The following is a 22,927-nucleotide window of genomic DNA, read 5'->3' on the forward strand; positions in this document are numbered from 1 at the left end:
GAACATGGCGGGCGATAGAAATAGGCAAAGGTGCGATAGACGCGGGTATTCGCGCGCGGCAGCCGGGTCCGTAGCATTTCAGTCACGGAAAACAACCTGGAGAACGACCATGACTTCGATGCAAGAACGGCAATCCAAAGTAGTGCTGATCACCGGCGCCAGCAGCGGGATCGGCGAGGCGGCAGCGCGGTTGCTGGCCGCCCAAGGCCACCGCGTGTATGTAGGCGCGAGGCGCACGGACCGCCTGGAAACGCTGGTGCAAGAGATTCGGGCAAAGGGCGGCACGGCGGCGTTCCGCGCGCTGGACGTCACATCCGCCGAAGACATGCAGGCCTTCGTGCGCGGTGCAGAGGCAGCTTTCGGGCAAGTGGACGTGATCGTCAACAACGCGGGCGTCATGCCGCTGTCGCCCTTGTCCTCGCTGAAGGTGGACGAGTGGGACCGCATGATCGACGTGAACATCCGCGGCGTGCTGCATGGCATCGCCGCGGTGCTCCCGGGCATGGAACGCCAGGGGCACGGGCAGGTGATCAACGTGTCTTCCATTGGCGGCTTGAGCGTGTCGCCCACGGCTGCGGTGTACTGCGCGACCAAATTCGCGGTGCGCGCGATTTCGGACGGCCTGCGCCAGGAGACCAGCAAGATCCGCGTGACGGTGGTCTGCCCCGGCGTCGTCGAATCCGAACTGGCCGACACCATCACCGACGACACCGCGCGCGTGGCGATGCAGTCGTTCCGCCGCGTCGCCCTGCACCCGGACGCCATCGCCCGCGCCATTGCCTACGCCATCGAACAACCGGATGACGTGGACGTCAGCGAAGTGGTGGTGCGCCCGACGGCCAGCCCGCATTGAACCCAACCATAAGGAATCCCATCATGACGACAACGATTTCCGCGTCGCAACCCTTTGCCGGCCAGACGGCCATCGTGACCGGAGCCGCCAGCGGCATCGGCCTGGCCACGCTGGAACTCCTGCATGCGCAGGGCGCGCGCGTCGTGGCGGTGGACCGGGACGAGGCCGTGCGCGCGCTGGCCCGGCCCGGCGTCGAACCGCTGGTGGCCGACATTGCGAAGGAAGACAGCGCCGTGCAGGCGGTGGCGGCCGCCATCGACCGCTTCGGCCGGCTGGACATTCTGGTGAACAACGCCGGCATCATCATCAACAAGCCGGTGATCGACATGACGCTGGACGACTGGAACGGCATCCTGGCCGTGAACGCCACGGGCGCCTTCCTGTTTTCCCGCGAGGCCATGCGCGTGATGGCGCCGGCCGGACGCGGCGCCATCGTCAACGTCGGATCCTACGCGTGCTATCAGGCGTTTCCGACGATCGCGGCCTACGCGGCGTCCAAGGGGGCGCTGGCGCAGTTGACCCGCGCGCTGTCGCTGGAAGCCATCGACCATGGCATCCGCGTGAACGCCGTGGGATCGGGCGACGTGGTCACCAACATCACCAACCATATCCACGCCGACGGGCCGAGGTTCCTGGCCGAGCATGGCCGCAACGCGCCAATCCGGCGCGCCGCCGAGCCGCGCGAGATCGCGGAGGTGATTGCGTTCCTGGCCTCGGAGAAGGCGAGCTACATCGTGGGCGCGGTGGTGATGGCCGACGGCGGCATGAGCGTCGCCCTGCGCTAGACCGGCTGCCGGCGCGGTATCAGCGCGGCGGGAAGATCGCCGCGCGCCACAGGTCCAGGAAGTGGCGTTTCTTGAGCGGGTCCAGGTACACCAGCAGGCCGACGCCCAACGCCACCGGCCGGACGCCGGCCGAGGGCACGACCGAGGCGCTGACCGGGCGCATGCCGGATTCCCGGGCCAGCGCGTCCTGGCCGCGCGCCGACAGCAGGTAGTCCAGGAATAGCGCGCCCAGGTCGCCGCGCGGCGCCTGGCGCGGAATGATGGCCGAACGCGACAGCATCAGCGTGTAGTCCTGCGGGTAGATGATCGCAAGCGGCGCGCCGTTGTCGATGCGGTGCCGCGTATAGGATTCCAGCAGGTTGTAGGCCAGCGTGACCTCGCCGCTTTCCAGCTTGTCCAGCGCATGTTCGGTGGACTCGTGGATGGACACGCCATTACGGCCAAAGGCGGCGAGCAGGGCGCCGGCCATGCTGTCGAGCCGCGTGTCCTGCGTGGCCGCCAGATAGCCGATGCCGCTGCCCTGCACGTCGTAGGTGGAGATGCGGCCGGCCAGCGGCTGGTCGGGCGCCTGCAGCAGCGACAGCAGTTCGCGGCGGGTGTGCGGCACGCGCGCGGCGTCAAGCTTTTGCGTGTTGTAGACCATGACGATGGGGTCGGTGCCGATGCTGAAGACCTCGTCGCGCCAGTTGGCCCAGCCGGGCAGGGCGCGCGTCTGCGGCGATAGGTGCACGCGGGCGTAGCCGTCGTTGACCAGCTTGGTCTGCAGGTCCATCGCGCTGCTGATGACGATGTCGGGCCCGGACGGAACGCCGGGCGACCTCGCCGCGCGGTCCACGGTCTCGCGGTAGAGCTCCTGCGTGGACAGCTCGGTGTACTCCAGCCGCACGGAGGGGTTGAGCCGGCTGAAGTCTTCCAGCACGCCGCGAAACACCTGCACGCTGTTGGACGCATGCACGACCAGCACGTTGCTGCTGTCGGCGGGGCCCAGGGTCAGGCCGCTGCTGCTGACTTCGGCGGCGTGGCCGATCGCGGCCAGCGTCAGCGCGGCGCTTGCGGCCAGGCCGCGCAGGAAGGTCAGGGCGTCACGCATGACCGGGGCCTCCAGGCAATGTGATGACGGCGTCCAGCCCGCCGCCCACGCGGTTGCTCAGGCTGAGCGTGCCGCCGTGGATGTCGACGACGCGCTTGATGATCGACAGGCCCAGGCCCGCGCCGGGCGCGCGCGGATTGGGACCGCGCGCAAAGCGTTCGAAGGCGGTGTTGGCCAGCGCCGGCGGGATGCCCGGCCCCTGATCGGACACCGTGATGCGCCAGCCGCCGTCATGCCGTTCCAGGCGAACGTCGATGTAGCCGTCCTCGTTGGCGCCGTGGCGCAAGGCGTTGTCGATCAGATTCTTGAACGCTTCGCGCAGCATCAGGCTGTCGCCCTGCACGCGGGGCGTTTCGTCGCCAGGGGACGGCAGGTGCAGCCGGACGTCGGGCTGGGGATCGGCCTGCGGAACCGTGTCGTAGACGGCCTGGCTCAGCAGCTCGGCCACGTCGACCGGCTGGAACTGCCTGACGTTGCTGCGATGGATGACGCTGGCGTCGCTGAGCAGCTGGTTGACCAGCCGCGACAGTTTTTCGGCGTTGCGCAGCACGGCCGCGAGGCTGCGCCGCTGCTCCATCGGGTCGTCCTCGTCCAGCGCGACTTCCATCTGCGCATGCAGCGCGGCCAGCGGCGTGCGCAGCTGGTGCGCGGCCTCGGCAATGAACAGGCGCAGCGTGTCCAGGTTTTCCGACAGCCGCGCCATGAAGCCGTCCAGCGACTGGACCAGCATGTCCAGCTCTTCAGGCACCGGCGCCGCAATGGGATGCAGGTCCGACGCCGAGCGGCCAGCCAGCTCGCGCTCGACCCGCTGGATCGGCGAGAGCGACCGCTGCAATCCCCAATAGGCCAGCGCCAGCGCGGCGGCGGTAAAGCCGATCAGCGCCAGCGTGCCTTGCCACAGAATGCGTTCGGCCAGCGCGTTGCGCGCCTCGCGTGTCTGGGCGACCTGGATGATCGCGGTTTCGGTCTCTTGCGGGCCCGCCACCTTGCGTTCCATCCACGCGACGCGCACCGGTTCGCCTTGGTATTCGGCCGCGTAAAGCTGCGGCGTGCTGGCGTCGGCGTTGCCGCGCGCGGGCGGCGCGGGCAGGTCGCCGTAACCGGAAATCAGCGCGCCGCGCGCCGAGGCCACCCGGTAGAACACGCGATCGCGCGGCGCCTGCTCCAGTAGGGCAAGCGCCGCGTAGGGCATGTCCATCTGCCACTCGCCCTGCACGAGCTGCAGGCTGTCGGACATGGACAGCACGGACGCGCGCAGCAATTGATCGTAGGTGGTGTCGGCGGTCTGGTGCGCGTAGCCGCGCAGCAGCAGGTAGATCGCAGCCAGCCCGGCCGCGAACAGCATCCCCAGCACGGTCAGCAGCCGGCGGCGGACGGAAATGCGGCGAGGCTGCTCGGGGCGCGGCCAGATCATGGTGGCGCGGGACCGCTACGGTGACGGCGGGGTAGGGGGCTCGTCCTGCGCGCCGCCGGCGGCCGTCAGCAGGTAGCCGGTGCCGCGTTGCGTTTCGATGCGCAGCGGCGAGCCTTCCAGCTTGCGGCGCAGCCGCGCGATGTAGACCTCGATGGCGTTGGGCGCGGCGTCGTCATCGAAGGCGAACAGCTTGTTCGCGATTTCCGATTTGCTGACGGCGCGGTTCATGCCGGCCAGCAGGATTTCCAGCAGGCTGAATTCGCGCTTGGGCAGCTCGATGCGCCGGCCCGCCAGCGTCACCTGCCGCGCGGCGCTGTCGATGACCAGGTCGCCGAATCGCACGACGCCCGTGGCCTGCGGACTGGGGCGGCGCAGCAGCGCGCGGCAGCGGGCTTCCAGTTCGCGGAAATCGAAAGGCTTGGCAAGGTAGTCGTCCGCGCCGGTATCCAGCGCATGAACGCGGTCCTCGATGTCGATGCGCGCGGTCAGCGCAAGCACGGGCGTCTTGCTGCCGCGGTCGCGCAGCCGGTGCAGGATGTCAAAGCCCGACATGCGAGGCAGGCCGATGTCCAGGATGACCAGATCGAAGGTCTCGTACTGCAGGACGCCATCGGCGCTCAGGCCGTCATTCTGGCTGTCGACCGCGTGGCCAAGACGGCGCAGCCGGCGCACGAGTGCGTCGGAAAGATCCTCGTCGTCTTCGATTACCAGAATGCGCATGGCGCGATTGTCGCATAGCAAAAAACGACAGGTTCCAGACAGCTTTTCTTCCTAGTCTTGCGATCCTGCTTCCCCCCGCCGGAGGCAGCACATAACAACAACTAGCTGGAGATAACCCTCATGCTTCTGACCCTGCTTGGCTTCGGCATGGTGATCACGTTCATGACGCTGATCATGACCAAGCGCCTTTCGCCGCTGGTCGCCCTCATCCTTGTCCCCATTATCTTTGCGCTGCTGGGCGGCTTTGGCGGCGGCATCGACAAGATGATGCTGGACGGCATCCGCAAAATCGCGCCGACCGGCGTGATGCTGATGTTCGCCATCCTGTACTTCGGCGTGATGATCGACGCGGGCCTGTTCGACCCCATCGTCGGCCGCATCCTGCGCGCGGTGAAGGGCGATCCGCTCAAGATCGTGGTGGGCACGACCGTGCTGGCGCTGGTGATCTCGCTGGACGGGGACGGGTCGACCACCTACATGATCGTGGTGGCGTCGATGTTGCCGCTGTACCGGCGCCTGAAGATGAACGCGCTGTCCATGACCTGCCTGGCGATGCTGGCCAGCGGCGTCATGAACCTGACGCCGTGGGGCGGCCCGACCGCGCGGGCGGCCAGCGCCCTGCATGTGGACGCGGGCGACATCTTCGTGCCGCTGGTGCCGGTGATGGGCGTGGCGATCGTGGCTATCCTGATCCTGGCGTTCTTCCTGGGCCTGCGCGAGCGCCGCCGCCTCGGTGTGCTGTCGCTGCCCGATGGCGCGTCCCTGCACGCCGGGTACGACGAGGACGGCCCCAAGAACCTGCCCGAGATCGAAGTGGATCACGACCTGCGCCGTCCGAAGCTGCTGTGGGTGAACGCGGGCCTGACGCTGGCGCTGATGGTGAGCCTGGTGCTGGGCGTGCTGCCGCTACCCGTGCTGTTCATGATTGCGTTCGCGGTTGCGCTCATCATCAACTACCCGAACCTGGCCGAGCAGCGCCGCCGCGTGGCGCAGCATGCCGGCAACGTGCTGTCGGTGGTGTCGCTGATCTTCGCGGCGGGCATCTTCACCGGCATCCTGTCGGGCACCGGCATGGTCGAAGCCATGTCGCGCAGCCTGCTCGCCGTGATTCCCGACGCGCTGGGACCGTACCTGGCGGGCATCACCGCGCTGGTCAGCCTGCCGTTCACGTTCTTCATGTCCAACGATGCCTTCTACTTCGGCGTGCTGCCCATCCTGAGCGAAGCGGCGCAGGGCTACGGCATCTCGCCCGTGGAAATGGCGCGCGCCTCCCTGATCGGCCAGCCCGTCCATCTGCTCAGCCCGCTCGTGCCGTCGACCTACCTGCTCGTCGGCCTGGCCGGGGTGGAATTCGGCGATCACCAGCGCTATTCGCTGAAGTGGGCCACGATGGTCTGCCTGGTGATGCTGGCGGCCGCGCTGGCGTTCGGCCTGTTTCCGCTGGTCGGCGCCGCCGCCTGATTCCCGCGGCGCCTGCCGCACGACATTCAAAGGAAGCACCATGGCTTTGCGCATTGCGTACGTCACCAGCGGCATGGGCCATACCGGCACCGCGATCTGCCAGGCGCTGCACCGCGCCGGCCATCGCGTGGTGGCCGGCTGCGGTCCGCGCTCATCCCGCAAGGACCACTGGCTGAAGGAACAGAAGTCGCTGGGTTACGACTTCATCGCCTCGGAAGGCGACGCCACCGACTGGGCCTCGACCGAGGCCGCGTTCGCCAAGGTCCGCCGCGAGGTCGGCGAGATCGATGTGCTGGTCAACAACGCCGGGTCCATGCTGGACATGCGCTTTCGGCAGATGGGCCACGCCGACTGGTCGGCCGTCCTGCGCAGCAATCTGGACACGCTCTTTAACAGCACCAAGCAGGTCGTCGACAGCATGGCGGACCGAGGCTGGGGGCGGATCATCAACATCGGATCGGTGGCGGCCGAAAAAGGCCAGATCGGCCAGATCAACTACGCGACCGCCAAGGGCGCCGTCATCGGCTTCACCCGTTCGCTCGCGCAGGAAGTCGCGGCGCGCGGCGTGACGGTGAACCTGGTGTCGCCGGGTTTCATCGCCGACGACACCGTCCGCGCCTTCCCGCCCGCGCTGCTGGACCGCATCGTCGAAAGCGTGCCGGTCGGCAGGTTGGGCACCGCGCAGGATCTGGCCGGGCTGAGCGCGTGGCTGGCCTCGGACGAGGCGGCGTTCGTCACCGGCGCCAACTACGCCATCAATGGCGGCGTGTACATGAGCTGATGCCCGGCCCCGCAGTGCGCCAGCCCCTTAGTTCGCCAGCCCCTTAGTTCGCCAGTTTCACCGCGCCGCTGTCGATCAGGGCCTTCCACTTGGCGTTGTCCGCCTGGATGAACTTCAGCAGGTCTTCCCGCGAGCCGCCGCCGGCCAGCATGCCGGCGTTGTCGACCGCCGCCTTGAACGCGGGCGTGGCGACCGCGGCGCGCAGCGCGGCGTTGATGGGTTCTAGCTGTTCGCTCGTGATGGCATTGCTGGCCGCCACTGAAAACCATTGCGTCGCGGCGTAGCCCTTGAAGCCCGATTCCTCCACCGTGGGCACGTCGGGCAGGCTGTCCAGGCGGTAGGGCGTCGTCACGGCGTAAGCCTTCAGCGCGCCGGACTTGATCTGCGGCATGACCGGCGCGGATCCCAGGATGGCCAGCGGGATCTGTCCACCGGCAACGTCCGCCACCGCCTGACCGCCGCCCTTGTATGGCACATGCACGATGCGGGTGCCGGCGTATTGGTTCAGCAATTCGCCCGCGAGGTTCTGCGAGGTGCCGTTGCCCGAGCTGCCATAGCTCCAGGCATCGGGCTGACGGCGGGCGTCGGCCAGCACGTCCTGCAGGCTGTTCTTGGCGTTGCGGGCGGGGCCGACGATGACCATGGGGCCTTGCGCCATCAGCATCACGGGGGCCAGCTCGTGGCCGATGTCGGGTTGCGGCGTGGGGTAGATGAGCGGGCCCGGCACGGTGATCAGATAGCCGTCGGCGGCCTTGCTGCGCGCAACCAGCTGAAGCGCGATCGCCCCCGAGGCGCCGGGACGGTTTTCCACGATGACATTCAGGCCGGTCTGGCGCGCCAGTTCCTGCGCCGCGATCCGGGTCAGCACGTCCGCCGTGCCGCCGGGCACGAAGCCCACCACCCACGTGATCTGTTTGGCAGGCCATTGAGAATTGCTGTCGGCCGCCGTGGCGGCCGCGGCGGGCAGGGCGATGCTCAGGAGCATCGCGCAGCATTGGATAGCGAATTTCATGTTTTCCCCTTGATTTCTGCTATCGGTGATTCGTCTTGCGCTCAGCCGGGATCCCGCTTGCCGGGCGGCGTGTTCGGATGTTCAGCGCACGACTGGTTGAACGCCTGCACCATTTTCAGGATGGGGCCGAGCACCCAGGTATTGAAGATGAGAATGTCGCTTTCCTCCTTCGGGTCCTGAATCAGATTGAACAGATACGGGGATTCCAGTTTTCCCTTGCCCTCGTTGACCTCGGGCTCCCAGTAGAAGTGCAGCTTCCAGTCGCGCCATTTCACGGCGCGCAGGTCGCCCTTGATGTAGAACAGGAATCCCTCGCGCAGCGATTTCGGGCTGGCGCCGGTAAAGAAGTCGGTCTGGTCGATGCCGTCGATGGGCCGGTCCTGCGGAATGCCGGCGCCTCCGATGCGGGACAGCGTGGTGTACAGATCGGTCACGTGGACCATCTCGTTGGACACCTGGCCCGGCTGCACGCGGCCGGGCCAGCGGATGATGAAGGGCACGCGCAGGCTGCCTTCCATGGCGGTATGGTAGGTGCCGCTCCAGGGCCCTGCAGTGCCGCGATAAGGCTTGCGGTATTCAGGGCCGTTGTCGCTGCAGAAGATGAACACGGTGTCATCGCGCAGGTTCAGCGCGTCCACGGCCTGCACGATCTGGCCGACGCGGTGGTCCATTTCGACCATCGAGTCCGCAAAGTCGCCCGCGCCCGTGCGCCCGGCAAAGTCGGGGTGCGGCAGGGTGGGAAAGTGCAGATGCACCAGCGGCAGATACAAGAAAAACGGGCGCGCCGCCTCGGCGTGCTTGCGCATGAATCCGATCGACCGGTCCACCAGTTCGGCGTCGATGCCGCGCCGCGTATCCAGATCGTAGACCTTGACGTTCTCCGACGGCTCGCCGGCTTCGCCTTGCATGATGTGCGGAATGTCCGCCACCGAGGGATCGAAGCCGATCGACGACGTGAACTGGCTTTCGTCGGTGGTGCGCGGAATGCCGTACCACTCGTCAAAGCCGCGGTCGCTGGGATAGCGGCCGGGGATGTCGCCCAGATGCCATTTGCCGAAATGCGCGGTGGCGTAGCCCTGGCCCGATAGTTGTTGCGCCAGCGTGATCTCGTCGCGCGTAAGCCCTTGCGGCAGGCCGGGCGGCACGGATTGCAGGCAGCCCGTGCGGATGGGGTGACGGCCGCTCATCAGCGCCGAGCGCGTGGGCACGCAGTCGCTTTCGACGTTGAAGTTCTGCAGCAGCAGGCCCTCGGCGGCCAGGCGGTCGATGTTCGGGGTGGGTGCGCCGCGCAGGGCGCCGCCGCCGTAGCAGCCAAGTTCGCCCCATCCCAGGTTGTCGGCCACGATCAAGACGATGTTCGGCTTGTGTTCCATTGTGCTCTCGCCTCGGTGAATGCTCGGGTTGATCCCAGGATTCTAGGAGGGCAGGGTGGCCGTTATATTCCTGAAAGTACGTAAATGAATGAACTTTGGTTATGAATCTGTCGCTGCGTGATATCGAGTATTTCCTGGCCGCCGTCGAGTACGGCAACCTGGAACGCGCCGCGGCGTCGTTTGGCGTCAGCCAGCCGGCGCTGTCGAAGTCGCTGCAGCGGCTGGAAGCCGATACGGGTCTTGCGTTGCTGGACCGCAGCGGCCGTGGGCTGCGCCTGACGTCGGCTGGACTGGTGTTTCTGGACCATGCCAAGCGTCTCTGGGCCGAATACCTGGACGCAATGCGTCACGCGGCGGAATTGCGCGTGGGGCAGGCGGGATTGCTGCGCGTCGGGGTGACGGGCGCCACCATCGACAGCGTGGCGATGCCCGCGATGCGGCACCTGCTGCCGCGCCGACCGGCGCTGCGGGTGCAATTGACGCAGGGGCTATCCGATGACCTGAACGAGCAGGTCGCCAGCGGCAAGCTGGACCTGGCGGTGACGCCCATCTATGCGGACGTGCCTTCGACCCTGCACCATGAACCGATCATGGAAGACCGGCTGTGCGTGGCGGCCAGCCGTCATCATCCGCTGGCCGCGCGCCGCAAGTTGGCGTTGCGCGATCTGGCGGACCTGCGGTGGATTCTTCCCAAGCCTTCCTCGATTGCCCGCAAGGCCTTGGATTCGCGGTACGCGGAAAGCAACCTGCCATTGCCCGCCGCGGCGCTGGAAGTCGAACACTTTTCCAAGGGTACGCTGGCGTTGCTGGCGCAGACGGACCTGCTGGCGCTGCTGCCGCAAAGCGCGCTGGAGGCTGAGGCGGACGTCGTCGCGCTGCCGGTGGCGCTGGGCCGGCCGCTGCCGCGCGCCATTGCGCTGATTTCGCGGCAGGGGACCGCCTGGTCGCCGTTGATGCATGAATTCCGGCGCGCCATCCTGGATTGCGCAGCGGGCATGGGCTGAGCACGGCGGCTGGGGCGCAATGGCGGGTTTCGCCTATGCCACAATGGTCCGCTTTCAATTCATCAGGAGCGGGGCTCATGGCTGGAACGTCATTGCGGGTCGCGGCGGGCGTGGGGCTGATGTCGTTGGCGGCGCTTGCCGCGTGCGGCAAGAAAGAGGCCTATCCGCCCGAGGTCCAGCGCGAAACCTATAGTTCGTGCGTCGCGGGCTTCAAGTCCCGGGTCCAGGCCTCGCCGGAAGTGGACGCGAAGGCCGCCAGTTATTGCAATTGCATGGTCGACGGTTTGCAGAAATCCGTGCCGTACGAAGAATTCAAGCAGCTGGACCAACTGCTGGCGACCAAAAGCGCCACGCCGGACAGCGAAAGGCTGAGCAAGAGCGTGACCGAGGTGGTCAATGCCTGCTTGAAGCGCGAGATGCCCAAGGGCTGATGGCCGCGGCGGCGGGCGGGCTCGGTCCGCCGCGCCCGAGGGATCCTATGGGTTTTCAAGCCGGTGCGACATGTGCTCAGCGAAACACCGACCAGGCCAGTGTCGCGGAAAACACGCCCAGCACGATCGACGCGCCGCGCTGCATTTTTGCCGGATCGATCCACTTCATCCGTTCGCCGCCCAGCGTCGCGCCAAACAGCACCCAGGCCAGGCCGATGGGCACCAGCAGCAGCGCAAAGACGCCCATCGCCGTCAGATACGCGGGCAAGTTCTGGAAAGCCAGTGCGGGAAAGATGGCGCTGGCGAACAGAATGCCCTTCGGGTTGAGCAACGTGGCAACGAACAGCGTGCGCATGCCGATCACTTGCTTGGCCGCGCAAGGCACGGCGCTGGCCGCGCGCCACATGCGCCACGCGAGCCAGGCGATGTACAGGCTGCTGGTGGCCCGGACTACGCCCGGCAACCAGGGCAGCACCTGCGCCGCTTCACCGAGAAAGCGGCCCCACACCGTGATTGAAATCAGATAGCCCGCAAGCTCGGCCAGCGTCAGCGGCGCGGACTGGCGAAAGCCCTGGCGCAGGCCGGCGGCGGCAAGCAGCGTATTGGTCGGGCCCGGCATGGCGAGAATGACTGCGACGCCGGCGATAAACAGGCTGGCGGTCGAGGCTGTGTACATGATTCGGGCGAGGGATGACAGGGAAGGGCCGTCTTGTAGCACGGCCCTGTTACCGAATGCAATTGCCTTTCACGCGTCAGCGCGAGGGTGCGTCGAACCCCGTCACGTCGGCCTGCATCAGCGGACTGGCGAGCATATCCGGCTAGCGTGCGAATTTCATCGACACATCCGTGTGCGTGCCCCGGTCCAGATCGGCGCCCAGCGGCCTGTCCCAGGCGGGCAGGACCTGCAGTTCCTGGCTGACTTCCCCGGCCTCGATGCGCCGCGCAATGTCGTCAAGCAATTGCGTGCGCGTGGCGAACCCCCTGCCTTGCAGGTCCCGGGCAAAGAGCCGGTACCGGAGATTGGGTTCGGCGCCTTTCATCACGCCCAGATCCAGGATTTGGCCTTGTTCGTTGCGCAACAGCAGATGGCCAGGGCGGGCGTAGATGCGGTAGATCCGCCAGGGCGATGAAATCGCGGCGTGGCGCGGATGCCGATCGCGTCCCGATTCGACAGGGCCACGGGACGGGGCCGGCGCTGGGGGAAGGCGCTTAACGCACGCTTTGGCGAATCGGGCGATGGACCTGCCGATCAGGCTCACGTGGCGTCAGCGGTCAACGCGGTGACTTGGCCTGGGCGGGGGATGGGCGGGACGTTCTGGCGATGGTTGATCACGGCTTGCTCCTCATGGCGATACGGCGAGGCAACGCGCGTTTCAAGCACCACGCGGCCAGCATACGCGCTTTTCGCGGCCGTCCCGAGGATTGAGTTGATTGGTTACGCAATAAGCACAAAGCGCGTTGACTTCCCCCGGCCCGGCACCCATAGTGGTCCCGAAGCTTTTCGAGCATCGTGATTTTCGTCCGGTCTTGCACCCTTTGCGGGGCGCCTCATTGTTCGCGATCCTTTCCTTGACAGGCCTCCCTACGCGGCCTGTCCGCATTTAAAGGAAAGCGTCAATGGAAACCGGAATTGTGAAGTGGTTCAACGATGCCAAGGGATTTGGCTTCATCATGCCCGAGAACGGCGGCAAGGATTTGTTTGCGCACTTCTCGCAGATCGTCAGCGACGGACACAAAGTGCTCCTGGAAAACCAGCGGGTCAGCTATGTGACCGCGCAAGGCGCCAAGGGCCCTCACGCGACGCAGATCCGCGCGCTGTGAGTGGCGGGCCGCAAGGCCTGCCGCCGAACATTGGAGGTCCCATGTATCAGAACAATATGGTCTACAAGGGCTATCGGCTTACCGCCAGCGTCTCCCGGGTTTCCGTCGGGAACGCGCATCGGCCAGCGTTCACCGCCACCGTGGCAGTGGAACTGGCGGGTGATCAGGACCGGCTTGGCGAGCCCCATGCCGTGCCGCTTTTCGTTGCCGGCGGGTTTGTTGCCACGCCCGGAATGGCGGTCGACGCCGCAATCACCCACGGTCGTCTGGTGGTCGATTCGCACGCCCGGATTGCTTGATTTGCGCCCAACGCGGCGTCACGCTTCAGCCCTTTAACCCCAGCCGCCGCGCCAGCTTGTGCAGGTTGCTGGGGTCAACATCCAGCGCGCGCGCGGCGACGGCCCAATTGCCGTCGTGGGTGTCCAGCGCCCGGCGGATGACCTGCCGCTGACAGGCGTCCACCGCGTCGCGTAGCGACTGCGCCGGCGCTTGGCGGGCGGGCGCTTCATCCGCATCGTCTTCCAGCGCGCCGGGCATGTCGCCGTCGGACAGGTCCAGCAGCTTGGCGCCCAGCGTGACGATTTCGTTGCGGCTCGCGCCGTGGCTGACCGCCTTGATGGCCGCCCGGCTGATGACGTGTTCAAGTTCGCGCACGTTGCCGGGCCAGCGGTAGCGGCGCATCATTTCCTCGGCCTCCGGCGACAGCCGCAGGCTGCGCAGCCCGAGGCGCGCGCGGTTCAGTTCCAGGTAGCGGCCGGCCAGCAGCAGGATGTCATTGCCGCGATCGCGCAGGGGTGGGATGGGAATCGGATAGACCGACAGCCGGTGGTAGAGGTCGGCGCGGAAATCGCCCGCACGCACCAGGTCGCGCAGGCTGCGGTTGGTGGCCGCCACGATGCGCACGTCCACCGTCCGCGGACGGTCGTCGCCCAGGCGCTGGATCTCGCCGTTCTGCAGGGTGCGCAGCAGCTTGGCCTGCACCAGCAGCGGCAGTTCGCCGACTTCATCCAGGAACAGCGTGCCGCCGTTGGCGGCTTCAAAGCGGCCGGGCCGGTCGGCCACCGCGCCGGAAAACGCGCCCTTTGCGTGGCCGAACAATTCGCTTTCGGCCAGGGACTCGGGCAGCGCGGCGCAGTTCACGTGCACCAGCGGCCGGTCGCGGCGGCGCGACAGCCCGTGCACCCGGCGCGCAAACAATTCCTTGCCCACGCCCGTCTCGCCGAGCAGCAGAATCGGCAATTCCGAATCGGCCACGACTTCGATCTCGTGCAGCAGGCGAGCAATGGACTCGCTCTGGCCCAGGATCTCGCTGGCGGCGGGCGCGGCGCTGTCCGCCGGCGCCTGCCCGCGCGCCACGCGCAGGGCGCGGATCTCGGCTTCCAGGCGGGTGGTGCGCAGCGCGGCTTCGAGCAGCACGATGTAGTCGCGCAGATCGGCCTGCGCCTCCATGTCGAACGTGCCGACCTCCAGCGCGTCCAGCGTCAGCACACCCCAGGTCTTGCCTTCGATGTGCAGGCTGGTGCCCATGCAGTCGTGCACGGGCAGCGGTTCGCCGGCCATGCCGTTGATGAGTCCGTCGTAGGGATCGGGCAGGGTGCTGTCGTGGTGAAAACAGGTGACGCCGCGCCGCGCCAGGATGGCCGCCAGCCGCGGATGCTGCTGCACGGCGAAGCGGCGGCCCAGGGCGTCCTGCGTCAGACCGTCCACCGCGATGGGGCGCAAATGATCTTCTTCGAGCTGCAGCAGCGCGACGGCGCCGCAGCGGAAATGCGTTCGAAGGCTGGAGACCAGGCGCTGTAGACGAATGGCGGGCGGCAGGTCGGCGACCAGGTCGGCAAGCAGGAGATTTTGCATGGGTGAATTCTACCGTTGCAAGGTGAATAGAACCCTACCGCCGAAGGGTGATATCTACCCTTTAAAACGCAGGTGGTTGATAAATCGCAAGTTTTTCCTGGCACGGATTTCGCAAGTAGAGGAGCACCGTCATGATCTATGGAGAGACGCGATGAGCATGGTTGAGCAATCCCTGGGCCAGTTGGCCCGCAGCATTCCCGGCGCCACGCAGGTGTTTCACGAATTCGAACTGGACTTCTGCTGTGGCGGCAAGAAAAGCCTGGCCGAGGCGGCAGCCCAGCGTTCGCTGGATCCCGCGCAGATCGAGGCGCGCCTGATCGCCCTGGCGCAGAACCCCTCGCAGGAAACGGACTGGGGGCTCGCTTCGCCGGCCGAGCTGGTCGATCACATCCTGGCGCGTTACCACGAGGTCCACCGTCAGCAATTGCCGGAACTCATTCGCCTGGCCTTGAAGGTGGAACAGGTGCACGCCGACAGCCCGGACTGCCCGGCGGGCCTGGCCGATCACCTGCGCGCCATGCAGCAGGAACTGGAAAGCCACATGCAGAAAGAGGAACAGGTGCTGTTCCCGATGCTGGCGCGCGGCCACGGCGCCATGGCCACCATGCCGATCATGGTCATGCGCACGGAACACGACGACCACGGCGTGGCGCTCGAACGCCTGATGGCGCTGACCAACAACGTGACCCTGCCGCGTGCGGCCTGCAATACCTGGCGCGCGCTTTACCTGGGCATTCGCCAGTTCAAGGAAGATCTGATGGCGCACATCCACCTGGAAAACAACATCCTCTTCGAGAACGCAGGAGCGCGCGCGCCGGCCTGACGGCGCGCGGCAAGGAAGGGCGGGGCCTGCCGGCCCCGCGGCATCAGCAGGGAAGGTCCGTATGAACATCGACAAATTCAAGCAGCAGCACGTGGATATCCTTGAAGGCATCGCGTCGCTGCGCAAGCTGGCCCTTGCCGGCGTGGCGCGCAACGCGGCCGAGATCGCCCAGGGCATCGTCGCCATGAGCGCCACCATCAAACTGCATCTGGCGGTCGAGGACCGCGCGCTGTATCCCGCAGTGGCGCGCAGCGCGGACGCCGACCTGGCGCGAAAGGGACGCGAATTCCAGGAAGAGATGGACGCCATCGCCGCCGCCTACGAAGGCTTCGCCAAGCGCTGGAACAATGCGCGCAGCCTGGAACTGGACGAGCGGGGTTTTCGCGACGACGCCAACACCGTGCTGCGCCGGGTGCACGAGCGCATGCAGCGCGAAAACCGCGATCTCTATCCCCGCATCGAGGCGATGTAGCGCCAGACCCGCCAGACGCTTCAGACGCGGCGGCGCGCACGGCGCGCAACCCGCCCCGATCCGGACACAAACGGAATGAAAACCGACAGCTCGGTTGCATGAATCCGCCGGCCGCCGCCTGTACACTCGGAGCACCTTATTAGGCGCCTGGGGATCTTGATGGCCGGAAGCAGCTTTTTCGCGTTGTTCGACGATATCGCCACCATCCTGGATGACGTTTCCGTCATGACGAAGGTGGCCGCCAAGAAGACGGCGGGCGTGCTGGGCGACGACCTGGCGCTCAACGCCCAGCAGGTCAGCGGCGTGCCCGTCAACCGCGAGCTTCCCGTCGTCTGGGCGGTGGCCAAGGGTTCCTTCATCAACAAGCTGATCCTGGTGCCTGCGGCGCTGCTCATCAGCGCCTTCGCACCCTGGGCGATCACGCCGCTCCTGATGTTGGGCGGCGCCTTTCTTTGCTACGAAGGCGTCGAGAAGCTGGCGCACAAGTTCCTGTCGCACGGCGAATCCCCGGAAGGGCATCACGCCGCGCTCTCCGAGGCGCTGCAGAACCGGTCGGTCGACATGGTCGCGTTCGAGAAGACCAAGATCAAAGGCGCGGTGCGCACCGACTTCATCCTGTCGGCGGAAATCATCGTCATCAGCCTGGGCGCGGTGGCGGGCGCCGACTTCACACGGCAGGTCGCGGTGCTGTCCATCATTGCCATTGCGATGACGGTGGGCGTCTACGGCCTGGTCGCGGGCATCGTCAAGCTCGATGACCTGGGCTTGCACCTGAGCCAGAAATCGTCGCGCGCGGTGGCCTGGCTGGGCGAGCGGATCGTGCGCGCGGCGCCTTACCTGATGAAGACCCTGTCCGTGGTCGGCACGGCCGCCATGTTCATGGTCGGCGGCGCCATCCTGACCCACGGCATTCCCCCCGTGCATGCGGCCATCGAACACGCCGCCGCCGCGGTGGGCGGGGGCGGCGTCGTGCACGCGCTGGTGTCCACGTTGCTCAATGCCCTGTTCGGCATCGTCGCCGGCGCGGTCGTGCTGGGCGCGGTGAGTCTGGTCAAGCGCCTTTTCAAGAAAGGCTGATGCGCCAGCCGGTCCCGGCGCGCCACGAAGACCGGCGCGCGGGATCGCTACCTTTGCGGTGCGGCGGCAACCGGCGACCCCATTGCCTGGAACAGCGCCGCCGTTTCCGTCATGCGGCTGTTGGCGTATTCCAGTTCGCGCAGGCGCGCAGCGACGTAATGCTGTTCGGCGGCGTATTCGGTGTAGGGCGCCAGCGCACCCAACTTGACCCGGCTGGCCGTGTTCCGATAGGACTGTTCGGCCGCGCGCCGCGAGGCTTCCGCCGACGCCAGCGCCTGTCCGCCCGCATCCAGGCGCGAGAGCGTATCGGCCACATCACGAAACGCGGTCAGCACGGTCTGCTTGTATTGCAAAACGGCGGCCTCGTACCGTTCTTTCGCGGCGTTGCGTTCGGCCAGCAATTGCCCGCCATGGAAGATCGGCTGCGTCAGCGACGCGCCAATGGCCCAGATCGAACCGCCACCTGACAAGGCGTCGGCCCAAGAGAACCCGCCCTTGCCCATGGAGGCCGATAGCGACAGGCTGGGAAACATCTGCGCGGTGGCCAGGCCCACGTCCGCAGCGGCGGCCTCAAGCGCCGCTTCGGCGACCCGGATGTCCGGCCGCGAGGCCAGCAGTTCCGACGGCACCACCACGGGCACCGCCTCGGGCACGGCCAGGGTGTCGAAGGCCAGGTCGGGGGGCGCCTGGTCCGGACTGCGGCCCAGCAGCACGGCCAGCGCGTGACGCGTGGCGTGCCACTGCGCGCGCAGTCCGGGCAAGGACGCCTCCAGCGTGGCGGCGTCCTGGTCGGCGGCCAGCGCGTCGTTCTGCGAGGCAGAGCCGTATTCATAGCGGCGTTGCGTGTCATGCGCCACCTGCCGCAGCAGCACCGCCTGCTTTTCCGTCAGCGCCACGCGTTCTGCCAGCGCGGCCGAGGTGATCGCGCCAGTGACGATGTTGGCCGCGAGCGAGCGCCGGGCGGCTTCAAGCTGATAGGCCTGCTGCGCGACCTGCGCCGCCAGCGAGGTGTTGGCAAAGCGCGCCGCGCCAAAGAGGTCCAGGTTGTAGCTGGCCTGCACCTGTCCCGTGAAGACGTTAAAGAGCGCCGTGGGTTCGGGCAGTTCGGGCATCGTCAGCGCGCGGTTGCGCGTGGCGCTGGCGCCCGCGTCCACCGAAGGCAGCAACGAGGAATTGACCTGCCCGCGCAATTGCTCGCGCGCGCCGGCCAGGTTGCGTTCGGCGGCGGCCAGGTCCGGGCTGTTGGCCAGGCCTTCCTCGACGAGTGCATTCAGCGCCTCGGAGCCGTAGCGCTTCCACCACTGCGGCACGGGGTGCGCGCCGCGCTCGAAGCGTTGCGCCACGCCCTGCGCGGTGGCGCCCGCGGGGGGCGCGGCCTCGACGCCATATTGCGCGGGTTGCGCCATGGCAGGCGGCTTGCTGTCCGGCGCGAAGGCGCAGCCGCCCAGTGCCAGCATCAGCGGCAGCGCCGCAAACCGAACGCGTTGAAAAGTGAAGGGGATGCGCATGGTCAGGCTCCTCGTTCCACCGTGTCGCCCGCGTTGGCGCCGGGCGGCACGCCTTCCGGCTCGTCGCGTTCGTCGTGCTTCACGCGGAACCACGCCGCATACAGGGCGGGCAGGAAGAACAGCGTCAGCACCGTGGCGATGGTGATGCCGCCCATCAGGGCTGTCGCCATCGGGCCGAAGAAGTTGCTGCGCAGCAGCGGGATCAGCGCCAGCACGGCGGCGGCAGCGGTCAGCGTAATCGGCCGGAAACGCCGCACCGTGGCGCCGACAATGGCGTCCACGCGCTTGTGGCCCGCGCGGATGTCCTGCTCGATCTGGTCCACCAGGATGACCGAGTTGCGCATGATGATGCCGAACATGGCGATCACGCCCAGCATCGCGACAAAGCCGAAAGGCTTGCCAAACAGCAGCAGGGCGGCCACGACGCCGATCAGTCCCAGCGGCGCGGTCAGCACCACCATCAGCACCCGGGAAAAGCTTTGCAACTGCACCATCAGCAGCGTCAGCACGGCCACCGCCATCAGGGGCATCTGCGCGTTGATGGACGTCTGGCCCTTCGCGCTTTCCTCCACGGGCCCGCCGACTTCGATGCGAAAGCCCACGGGCAGCTCGGCACGCAGGGCGTCCAGCTTCCTGTCGATGGCGTGCGTGACGTCAATGCCTTGCGCATCGCCCGTCACGTCGGCCTGGACAGTGATCGTGGGCTGGCGGTCGCGCTCCCAGATGACGCCGTACTCGAGGTCGTAGCGGACCTGGCCGATAGTGCCCAGCGGCACGGGGCCGTTTGCCGTGGGCATGGACAGCGTGGCAAGGCGGGCCGGGTCGACCCGTTCTTCGCGCGGGGCGCGCAGGGTGACGTTGATGAGCTTGTCGCGCTCGCGGTACTGCGTCACGGTGTAGCCCGAGAGCGTCATCGCCAGGAAGCTGGAGATGTCGCTGGAAGTGATGCCCAGTTCACGGGCCTTCTGCTGGTTGACCTCGAAGCGCACCGATCTTTCCGAAGGCTCGTCCCAGTCGAACTGCACGTTGGCCGAGCGCTTGTCGGCCCGCACCTCGGCCGCCACCTTTTCGGCCACCGCCCGCACCTCGGGGATCTTGTCGCCACTGACGCGGAACTGCACCTGGTAGCCGACCGGCGGCCCGTTCTCAAGGCGCGACAGGCGGCTGCGGATGGCGGGGAAGTCGCTGCGCAGCATCGGCGCCATCCACTGCGCGAGCTTTTCGCGGTCTTCCACCGAATGCGTGGTGATGACGAGCTGGGCGAAGTTGGGCGTGGCAAGCTGCTGGTCCAGCGGCAGGTAGAAGCGCGGCGCGCCGGTGCCCACGAAGCTGACCGAATGCGCGATCTCGGGCCGGCCCTCCAGCGCTTTTTCCAGACGCTCGACCTGGCGCAGCGTCGCGGCAAAGGACGCGCCTTCCTGCAGACGCACGTCCACCAGCAGTTCGCTGCGGTCGGAGCTGGGAAAGAACTGCTGCGGCACGAACCTGAAACCCGCCATCGCCACGGCAAACACCAGCACCGTGCCGGCCAGCACCAGGTAGCGCCGGTCCACGCACCACGCCACCCAGCCGCGCAGGCGCTGGTAGAAGCGGGTGTTGTAGATGTCGTGCTCGTGGTCGTGCGGCAGATGCGCTTCGCGCTTGCGCTCGGGCAGGAGGCGGTAGCCCAGCAGCGGAATCAGCACCACGGCCGCGAACCACGAGGTGATGAGCGCAATGGCCGACACCTGGAAGATCGAGCGCGTGTATTCGCCGGTGCTGGACTTGGCCAGCGCGATGGGCAGAAATCCCGCCACGGTGACCAGGGTGCCGGTCAGCATGGGAAAAGCGGTGCTGGTGTAGGCGAACGCGGCGGCGCGTGTCCGGTTCCAGCCCTGTTCAAGCTTCACCGCCATCATCTCGACCGCGATGATGGCGTCGTCCACCAAAAGGCCCAGCGCCAGCACCAGCGTGCCCAGCGACACCTTGTGCAGGCCGATGCCGAACATCTCCATGAACAGCGCCGTGATGGCCAGCACCACAGGGATGGAGATCACCACCACCATGCCCGTGCGCAACCCCAGGGACACCAGGCTTACCGCCAGCACGATCGCCACGGCTTCGGCCACGGAACGCAGGAATTCGTCGACGGACTCCGACACCGCCGTCGGCATGCTGGACACTTCCGTCAGCGCGAGCCCCGCGGGCAGTTCCGCCTGCAGTTCCTTGAATTTGGCGTCCAGCGATTTGCCCAGGCGCACCACGTCGTGGCCCGGCTGCATGGTGATTCCGATGCCCAGCACGGTTTCGCCCTGGAACCGCACCTGCTGCGCCGGGGGATCGTCATAGCCGCGGTGCAGGGTGGCGATGTCGCCCAGCCGGACGGACTTGCCGTTCACGCGGATCAGGGTGTCCGCCAGGGCGCGGCTGTTCGGGAACTGGCCGGTGGGCCGCACGAAGATGCGGTCGTCCGCCGTGGTCAGCGTGCCCGCGCCCTGCACGGCGTTCTGGCTGTTGATTGCCTCGGCGATCTCCTGCGGCGACACGCCCAGCCGGGTGAGCTGCGTGTTCGGGATCTCGAGGTAGATGTGTTCGGGCTGATCCCCGAAGTAGTCCACCTTGGCCACGCCCGGCACGCGCAAAAGCACGGTGCGCAGCTTGTCGGCATAGTCGCGCAGCTGCGCGGGCGAGAAGCCGTCGCCTTGCAGCGTGTAGATGTTGGTGTAGACGTCGCCGAACTCGTCATTGAAGAACGGACCCTGCACGCCTTGCGGCAGCGTGGCCCGCATGTCGCCCACCTTCTTGCGCACCTGATACCACTGGTCGGCCACGGTGCTGGCCGGCGCCGAATCCTTCATTGTGTAGAAGATCAGGGATTCGCCGGGCCGCGAGTAGCTGCGCAGGAAGTCGGTGTTGGCGGTCTCCTGGAGCTTCTTGGCGATGCGGTCGGTGACCTGCTCCTGGACCTGCTGCGCCGTGGCGCCCGGCCACAGGGTCTGGATGACCATGACGCGGAAGGTGAAGGGTGGGTCTTCGGACTGCGCCAGCCGCGAATACGACAGCACGCCGAACAGCGTGACGAGCGTGATGATGAAGATCACCAGCGGCTGATGCCGCAGCGCCCAGGCCGACAGGTTGAACCGGCCTTCCTCGTGGCGATGGGCGTCTTGGTCAGCCTGCTGGCCGGGGTCCTGGCCGGGGGCGCTCATGACGCGAAATCCTCGGGATGCAGCGGCGGCACCGGGCGCACCTTTTCGCCGGCCGACACGGTGTGCACGCCTTGCCACACCACGCGCTCGCCCGCCGCCAACCCTTGAGACAGCGTGACGGTGCGCGCGTCGTAGCGCAGCACCTGCACGCGGCGAAGTTCCAGCGTGTCGGCCTCGGGCTTGACGATCCACACCGCCGGCTCGCGGCCGTCATGGAACAGGGCCGTGGCCGGCACGGTATAGGTGGTCCGTCCGTTGGCCTGGCGGTTATCGAAACTGATGTTGGCCGTCATGCCCAGCCGGACCTCGGGCGAGGGCGATTCCAATGTGAGCTTGGCGCGGTAGGTGCGGCTTTGCGGATCGGCGGCCGGCGCGATCTCGCGCAGCACGGCCGTGAACGTCTGGCCGGGCAAGGGCCCCAGCGTGACGGTGGCGCGCTGGCCGATTTCCAGGCCCGCCAGCACGCTTTCGGGCACGTCGCACAGCGCGTCGATGTCGCCCGCCCAGGCCAACTGATAGACGGGGGTGCCGGCGGCGACGTTCTGTCCCGTGTCGGCCTGTTCGGCGGTGATGACGCCCGCGTGATCGGCGTGCAGCGTCGTGTAGTTGAGTTGGTCGGCCGCCAGCGCCGCCTCCTGCGCGGCCTGGTCCCGCTGCGCAAGGGCCGAGGCATAGGCATTTCGGGTCTGCTCGAGCTGGGTGGCGGCGATCAGGTTCTCGCGCGCCTGGGCGCGATCGCGATCCAGTTGCTTGCGGGCGTAGTCCAGCTGGTGTTGGGCCGCCGACAGCGCCGCGCGCGCGGCGGCGGCGTTCTTGGTGGCGTCGGCCGGGTCCAGCTTGGCCAGGACCTGGCCGGGGGACACGGTGTCGCCCAGCCGTACCTTGCGTTCCACGATCTTGCCGCCCACGCGGAACGACAGCGGCGTGCTGTAGCGCGCCTGCACCTCACCGGGAAGCGTCCAGGCCGGCAGGGCTTCGTCCGCCTGCGCGGGCATGGCGACGACGGGGCGCGGCGCGGGGGCGGGCGCTTCGTCACGGCCGCAGCCGGCCATGGCGGCGGCCATTGCGATGACAGCGGACAGGGCCAACAGGCGCGTGCCGCGGCGGGGCGAAACGGCGGGAACGATCCGTGCTGCAGCAGCAACGGCATGGCGCGCGATGGGATGCGCGCCCGGGCCAAAACAATTCACGAAACACCTCGCTGCGCGGAAATGGGACAGGAAAGGGACGAGTCAGACTCGATACGGACTGAATTCTAAT

22 protein-coding genes are annotated in these 22,927 nt (G+C 67.2%); 11 read left to right on the top strand and 11 right to left on the bottom strand.

Features of this window, described 5'->3' with window-relative positions; translation table 11 throughout:
- Nucleotides 1-118 precede the first annotated feature (118 nt).
- The gene (locus QEP15_RS05330) at nt 119-853 is read left to right on the top strand and encodes an SDR family oxidoreductase (protein ID WP_062840600.1); all 735 of its coding nucleotides are present in this window, start codon (nt 119-121) and stop codon (nt 851-853) included.
- A gap of 23 nt (nt 854-876) precedes the next feature.
- Nucleotides 877-1,638 carry an SDR family NAD(P)-dependent oxidoreductase gene (locus tag QEP15_RS05335; protein ID WP_280148541.1) on the top strand — a complete coding sequence of 254 codons (762 nt, stop codon included), beginning with the start codon at nt 877-879 and terminating at the stop codon, nt 1,636-1,638.
- A 19-nt stretch (nt 1,639-1,657) separates the two neighbouring features.
- Here QEP15_RS05335 and QEP15_RS05340 read toward each other — a convergent pair whose 3' ends face one another.
- From QEP15_RS05340 to QEP15_RS05350, 3 genes are read right to left on the bottom strand one after another with little or no spacing between them, the layout of a single operon-like run.
- Nucleotides 1,658-2,728, bottom strand: a complete 1,071-nt coding sequence (locus QEP15_RS05340; RefSeq protein WP_280148542.1) for an ABC transporter substrate-binding protein — start codon at nt 2,726-2,728, stop codon at nt 1,658-1,660.
- The gene (locus QEP15_RS05345; RefSeq protein ID WP_217617752.1) at nt 2,721-4,142 is read right to left on the bottom strand and encodes a sensor histidine kinase; all 1,422 of its coding nucleotides are present in this window, start codon (nt 4,140-4,142) and stop codon (nt 2,721-2,723) included. The genes QEP15_RS05340 and QEP15_RS05345 overlap by 8 nt, the downstream gene beginning before the upstream one ends.
- Before the next feature lie 15 nt (nt 4,143-4,157).
- Entirely contained in the window at nt 4,158-4,862 is a 705-nt protein-coding gene (locus QEP15_RS05350; RefSeq protein WP_152383646.1) for a response regulator transcription factor, read from the bottom strand.
- 120 nt (nt 4,863-4,982) lie between these two features.
- On the opposite strand from QEP15_RS05350, the gene QEP15_RS05355 reads away from it, so the two are divergent.
- Together QEP15_RS05355 and QEP15_RS05360 are read left to right on the top strand one after the other, a co-directional pair.
- Complete coding sequence (locus QEP15_RS05355; RefSeq protein WP_056321627.1) at nt 4,983-6,323, top strand: CitMHS family transporter; 1,341 nt, start codon at nt 4,983-4,985, stop codon at nt 6,321-6,323.
- 40 nt (nt 6,324-6,363) lie between these two features.
- Nucleotides 6,364-7,104, top strand: coding sequence for an SDR family oxidoreductase (locus QEP15_RS05360; RefSeq protein ID WP_280148543.1), 741 nt, complete (start codon nt 6,364-6,366; stop codon nt 7,102-7,104).
- Between the two features lie 43 nt (nt 7,105-7,147).
- On the opposite strand, the gene QEP15_RS05365 is transcribed toward QEP15_RS05360, so the two are convergent.
- On the bottom strand, nt 7,148-8,116 hold the full coding sequence (locus QEP15_RS05365; protein ID WP_175156769.1) for a tripartite tricarboxylate transporter substrate binding protein: 969 nt from the start codon (nt 8,114-8,116) through the stop codon (nt 7,148-7,150).
- Nucleotides 8,117-8,157: 41 nt separating this feature from the next.
- Nucleotides 8,158-9,489 carry an arylsulfatase gene (locus QEP15_RS05370; protein WP_175156768.1) on the bottom strand — a complete coding sequence of 444 codons (1,332 nt, stop codon included), beginning with the start codon at nt 9,487-9,489 and terminating at the stop codon, nt 8,158-8,160.
- 101 nt (nt 9,490-9,590) lie between these two features.
- On the opposite strand from QEP15_RS05370, the gene QEP15_RS05375 reads away from it, so the two are divergent.
- Both QEP15_RS05375 and QEP15_RS05380 read left to right on the top strand, forming a co-directional pair.
- A complete protein-coding gene (locus tag QEP15_RS05375; protein WP_142050423.1) occupies nt 9,591-10,493 on the top strand; it encodes a LysR family transcriptional regulator in 903 nt (300 codons plus the stop codon).
- 77 nt (nt 10,494-10,570) lie between these two features.
- Nucleotides 10,571-10,924 carry a hypothetical protein gene (locus tag QEP15_RS05380; RefSeq protein WP_226848373.1) on the top strand — a complete coding sequence of 118 codons (354 nt, stop codon included), beginning with the start codon at nt 10,571-10,573 and terminating at the stop codon, nt 10,922-10,924.
- A 76-nt stretch (nt 10,925-11,000) separates the two neighbouring features.
- Here the strand turns inward: QEP15_RS05380 and QEP15_RS05385 are convergent, their stop codons facing one another.
- A complete protein-coding gene (locus QEP15_RS05385; RefSeq protein ID WP_152383648.1) occupies nt 11,001-11,600 on the bottom strand; it encodes a LysE family translocator in 600 nt (199 codons plus the stop codon).
- Between the two features lie 142 nt (nt 11,601-11,742).
- Nucleotides 11,743-12,183, bottom strand: coding sequence for a hypothetical protein (locus QEP15_RS05390; RefSeq protein ID WP_152383649.1), 441 nt, complete (start codon nt 12,181-12,183; stop codon nt 11,743-11,745).
- A 358-nt stretch (nt 12,184-12,541) separates the two neighbouring features.
- Between QEP15_RS05390 and QEP15_RS05395 the strand changes: the two genes are divergently transcribed.
- Nucleotides 12,542-12,745 carry a cold-shock protein gene (locus QEP15_RS05395; RefSeq protein WP_108005367.1) on the top strand — a complete coding sequence of 68 codons (204 nt, stop codon included), beginning with the start codon at nt 12,542-12,544 and terminating at the stop codon, nt 12,743-12,745.
- A gap of 41 nt (nt 12,746-12,786) precedes the next feature.
- Nucleotides 12,787-13,044: a hypothetical protein gene (locus tag QEP15_RS05400; protein ID WP_056321647.1), complete on the top strand. Its 258-nt coding sequence runs from the start codon at nt 12,787-12,789 to the stop codon at nt 13,042-13,044.
- A gap of 25 nt (nt 13,045-13,069) precedes the next feature.
- Here QEP15_RS05400 and norR read toward each other — a convergent pair whose 3' ends face one another.
- A complete protein-coding gene (gene norR, locus QEP15_RS05405; protein WP_152383650.1) occupies nt 13,070-14,599 on the bottom strand; it encodes a nitric oxide reductase transcriptional regulator NorR in 1,530 nt (509 codons plus the stop codon).
- Between the two features lie 151 nt (nt 14,600-14,750).
- Here norR and ytfE point away from each other — a divergent pair, with 151 nt between their 5' ends.
- From ytfE to QEP15_RS05420, 3 genes are all read left to right on the top strand, one after another.
- The gene (gene ytfE, locus QEP15_RS05410; protein ID WP_152383651.1) at nt 14,751-15,422 is read left to right on the top strand and encodes an iron-sulfur cluster repair protein YtfE; all 672 of its coding nucleotides are present in this window, start codon (nt 14,751-14,753) and stop codon (nt 15,420-15,422) included.
- A gap of 61 nt (nt 15,423-15,483) precedes the next feature.
- On the top strand, nt 15,484-15,894 hold the full coding sequence (locus QEP15_RS05415) for a hemerythrin domain-containing protein (protein WP_128827625.1): 411 nt from the start codon (nt 15,484-15,486) through the stop codon (nt 15,892-15,894).
- Nucleotides 15,895-16,053: 159 nt separating this feature from the next.
- Nucleotides 16,054-16,971, top strand: a complete 918-nt coding sequence (locus QEP15_RS05420; RefSeq protein WP_280148544.1) for a DUF808 domain-containing protein — start codon at nt 16,054-16,056, stop codon at nt 16,969-16,971.
- A 47-nt stretch (nt 16,972-17,018) separates the two neighbouring features.
- Here the strand turns inward: QEP15_RS05420 and QEP15_RS05425 are convergent, their stop codons facing one another.
- From QEP15_RS05425 to QEP15_RS05435, 3 genes are read right to left on the bottom strand one after another with little or no spacing between them, the layout of a single operon-like run.
- Nucleotides 17,019-18,479, bottom strand: coding sequence for an efflux transporter outer membrane subunit (locus QEP15_RS05425; RefSeq protein WP_152383653.1), 1,461 nt, complete (start codon nt 18,477-18,479; stop codon nt 17,019-17,021).
- A 2-nt stretch (nt 18,480-18,481) separates the two neighbouring features.
- On the bottom strand, nt 18,482-21,667 hold the full coding sequence (locus QEP15_RS05430; RefSeq protein WP_280148545.1) for an efflux RND transporter permease subunit: 3,186 nt from the start codon (nt 21,665-21,667) through the stop codon (nt 18,482-18,484).
- Nucleotides 21,664-22,857 (bottom strand): efflux RND transporter periplasmic adaptor subunit, encoded by a 1,194-nt coding sequence (locus QEP15_RS05435; RefSeq protein ID WP_425285977.1) that lies wholly within the window; start codon nt 22,855-22,857, stop codon nt 21,664-21,666. The genes QEP15_RS05430 and QEP15_RS05435 overlap by 4 nt, the downstream gene beginning before the upstream one ends.
- Nucleotides 22,858-22,927: the final 70 nt, after the last annotated feature.

The organism is Achromobacter mucicolens, assembly GCF_029866465.1.
GTDB lineage: Bacteria > Pseudomonadota > Gammaproteobacteria > Burkholderiales > Burkholderiaceae_B > Achromobacter > Achromobacter mucicolens.

Bases quoted from the DNA above. Each gene is read 5' to 3' on its own strand.
- QEP15_RS05330 (WP_062840600.1), top strand. From the start codon at position 119: ATGCAAGAACGGCAATCCAAAGTAGTGCTGATCACCGGCGCCAGCAGC.
- QEP15_RS05335 (WP_280148541.1), top strand. From the start codon at position 877: ATGACGACAACGATTTCCGCGTCGCAACCCTTTGCCGGCCAGACGGCC.
- QEP15_RS05340 (WP_280148542.1), bottom strand. From the start codon at position 2,728: ATGCGTGACGCCCTGACCTTCCTGCGCGGCCTGGCCGCAAGCGCCGCG.
- QEP15_RS05345 (WP_217617752.1), bottom strand. From the start codon at position 4,142: ATGATCTGGCCGCGCCCCGAGCAGCCTCGCCGCATTTCCGTCCGCCGC.
- QEP15_RS05350 (WP_152383646.1), bottom strand. From the start codon at position 4,862: ATGCGCATTCTGGTAATCGAAGACGACGAGGATCTTTCCGACGCACTC.
- QEP15_RS05355 (WP_056321627.1), top strand. From the start codon at position 4,983: ATGCTTCTGACCCTGCTTGGCTTCGGCATGGTGATCACGTTCATGACG.
- QEP15_RS05360 (WP_280148543.1), top strand. From the start codon at position 6,364: ATGGCTTTGCGCATTGCGTACGTCACCAGCGGCATGGGCCATACCGGC.
- QEP15_RS05365 (WP_175156769.1), bottom strand. From the start codon at position 8,116: ATGAAATTCGCTATCCAATGCTGCGCGATGCTCCTGAGCATCGCCCTG.
- QEP15_RS05370 (WP_175156768.1), bottom strand. From the start codon at position 9,489: ATGGAACACAAGCCGAACATCGTCTTGATCGTGGCCGACAACCTGGGA.
- QEP15_RS05375 (WP_142050423.1), top strand. From the start codon at position 9,591: ATGAATCTGTCGCTGCGTGATATCGAGTATTTCCTGGCCGCCGTCGAG.
- QEP15_RS05380 (WP_226848373.1), top strand. From the start codon at position 10,571: ATGGCTGGAACGTCATTGCGGGTCGCGGCGGGCGTGGGGCTGATGTCG.
- QEP15_RS05385 (WP_152383648.1), bottom strand. From the start codon at position 11,600: ATGTACACAGCCTCGACCGCCAGCCTGTTTATCGCCGGCGTCGCAGTC.
- QEP15_RS05395 (WP_108005367.1), top strand. From the start codon at position 12,542: ATGGAAACCGGAATTGTGAAGTGGTTCAACGATGCCAAGGGATTTGGC.
- QEP15_RS05400 (WP_056321647.1), top strand. From the start codon at position 12,787: ATGTATCAGAACAATATGGTCTACAAGGGCTATCGGCTTACCGCCAGC.
- norR (WP_152383650.1), bottom strand. From the start codon at position 14,599: ATGCAAAATCTCCTGCTTGCCGACCTGGTCGCCGACCTGCCGCCCGCC.
- ytfE (WP_152383651.1), top strand. From the start codon at position 14,751: ATGAGCATGGTTGAGCAATCCCTGGGCCAGTTGGCCCGCAGCATTCCC.
- QEP15_RS05415 (WP_128827625.1), top strand. From the start codon at position 15,484: ATGAACATCGACAAATTCAAGCAGCAGCACGTGGATATCCTTGAAGGC.
- QEP15_RS05420 (WP_280148544.1), top strand. From the start codon at position 16,054: ATGGCCGGAAGCAGCTTTTTCGCGTTGTTCGACGATATCGCCACCATC.
- QEP15_RS05425 (WP_152383653.1), bottom strand. From the start codon at position 18,479: ATGCGCATCCCCTTCACTTTTCAACGCGTTCGGTTTGCGGCGCTGCCG.
- QEP15_RS05430 (WP_280148545.1), bottom strand. From the start codon at position 21,667: ATGAGCGCCCCCGGCCAGGACCCCGGCCAGCAGGCTGACCAAGACGCC.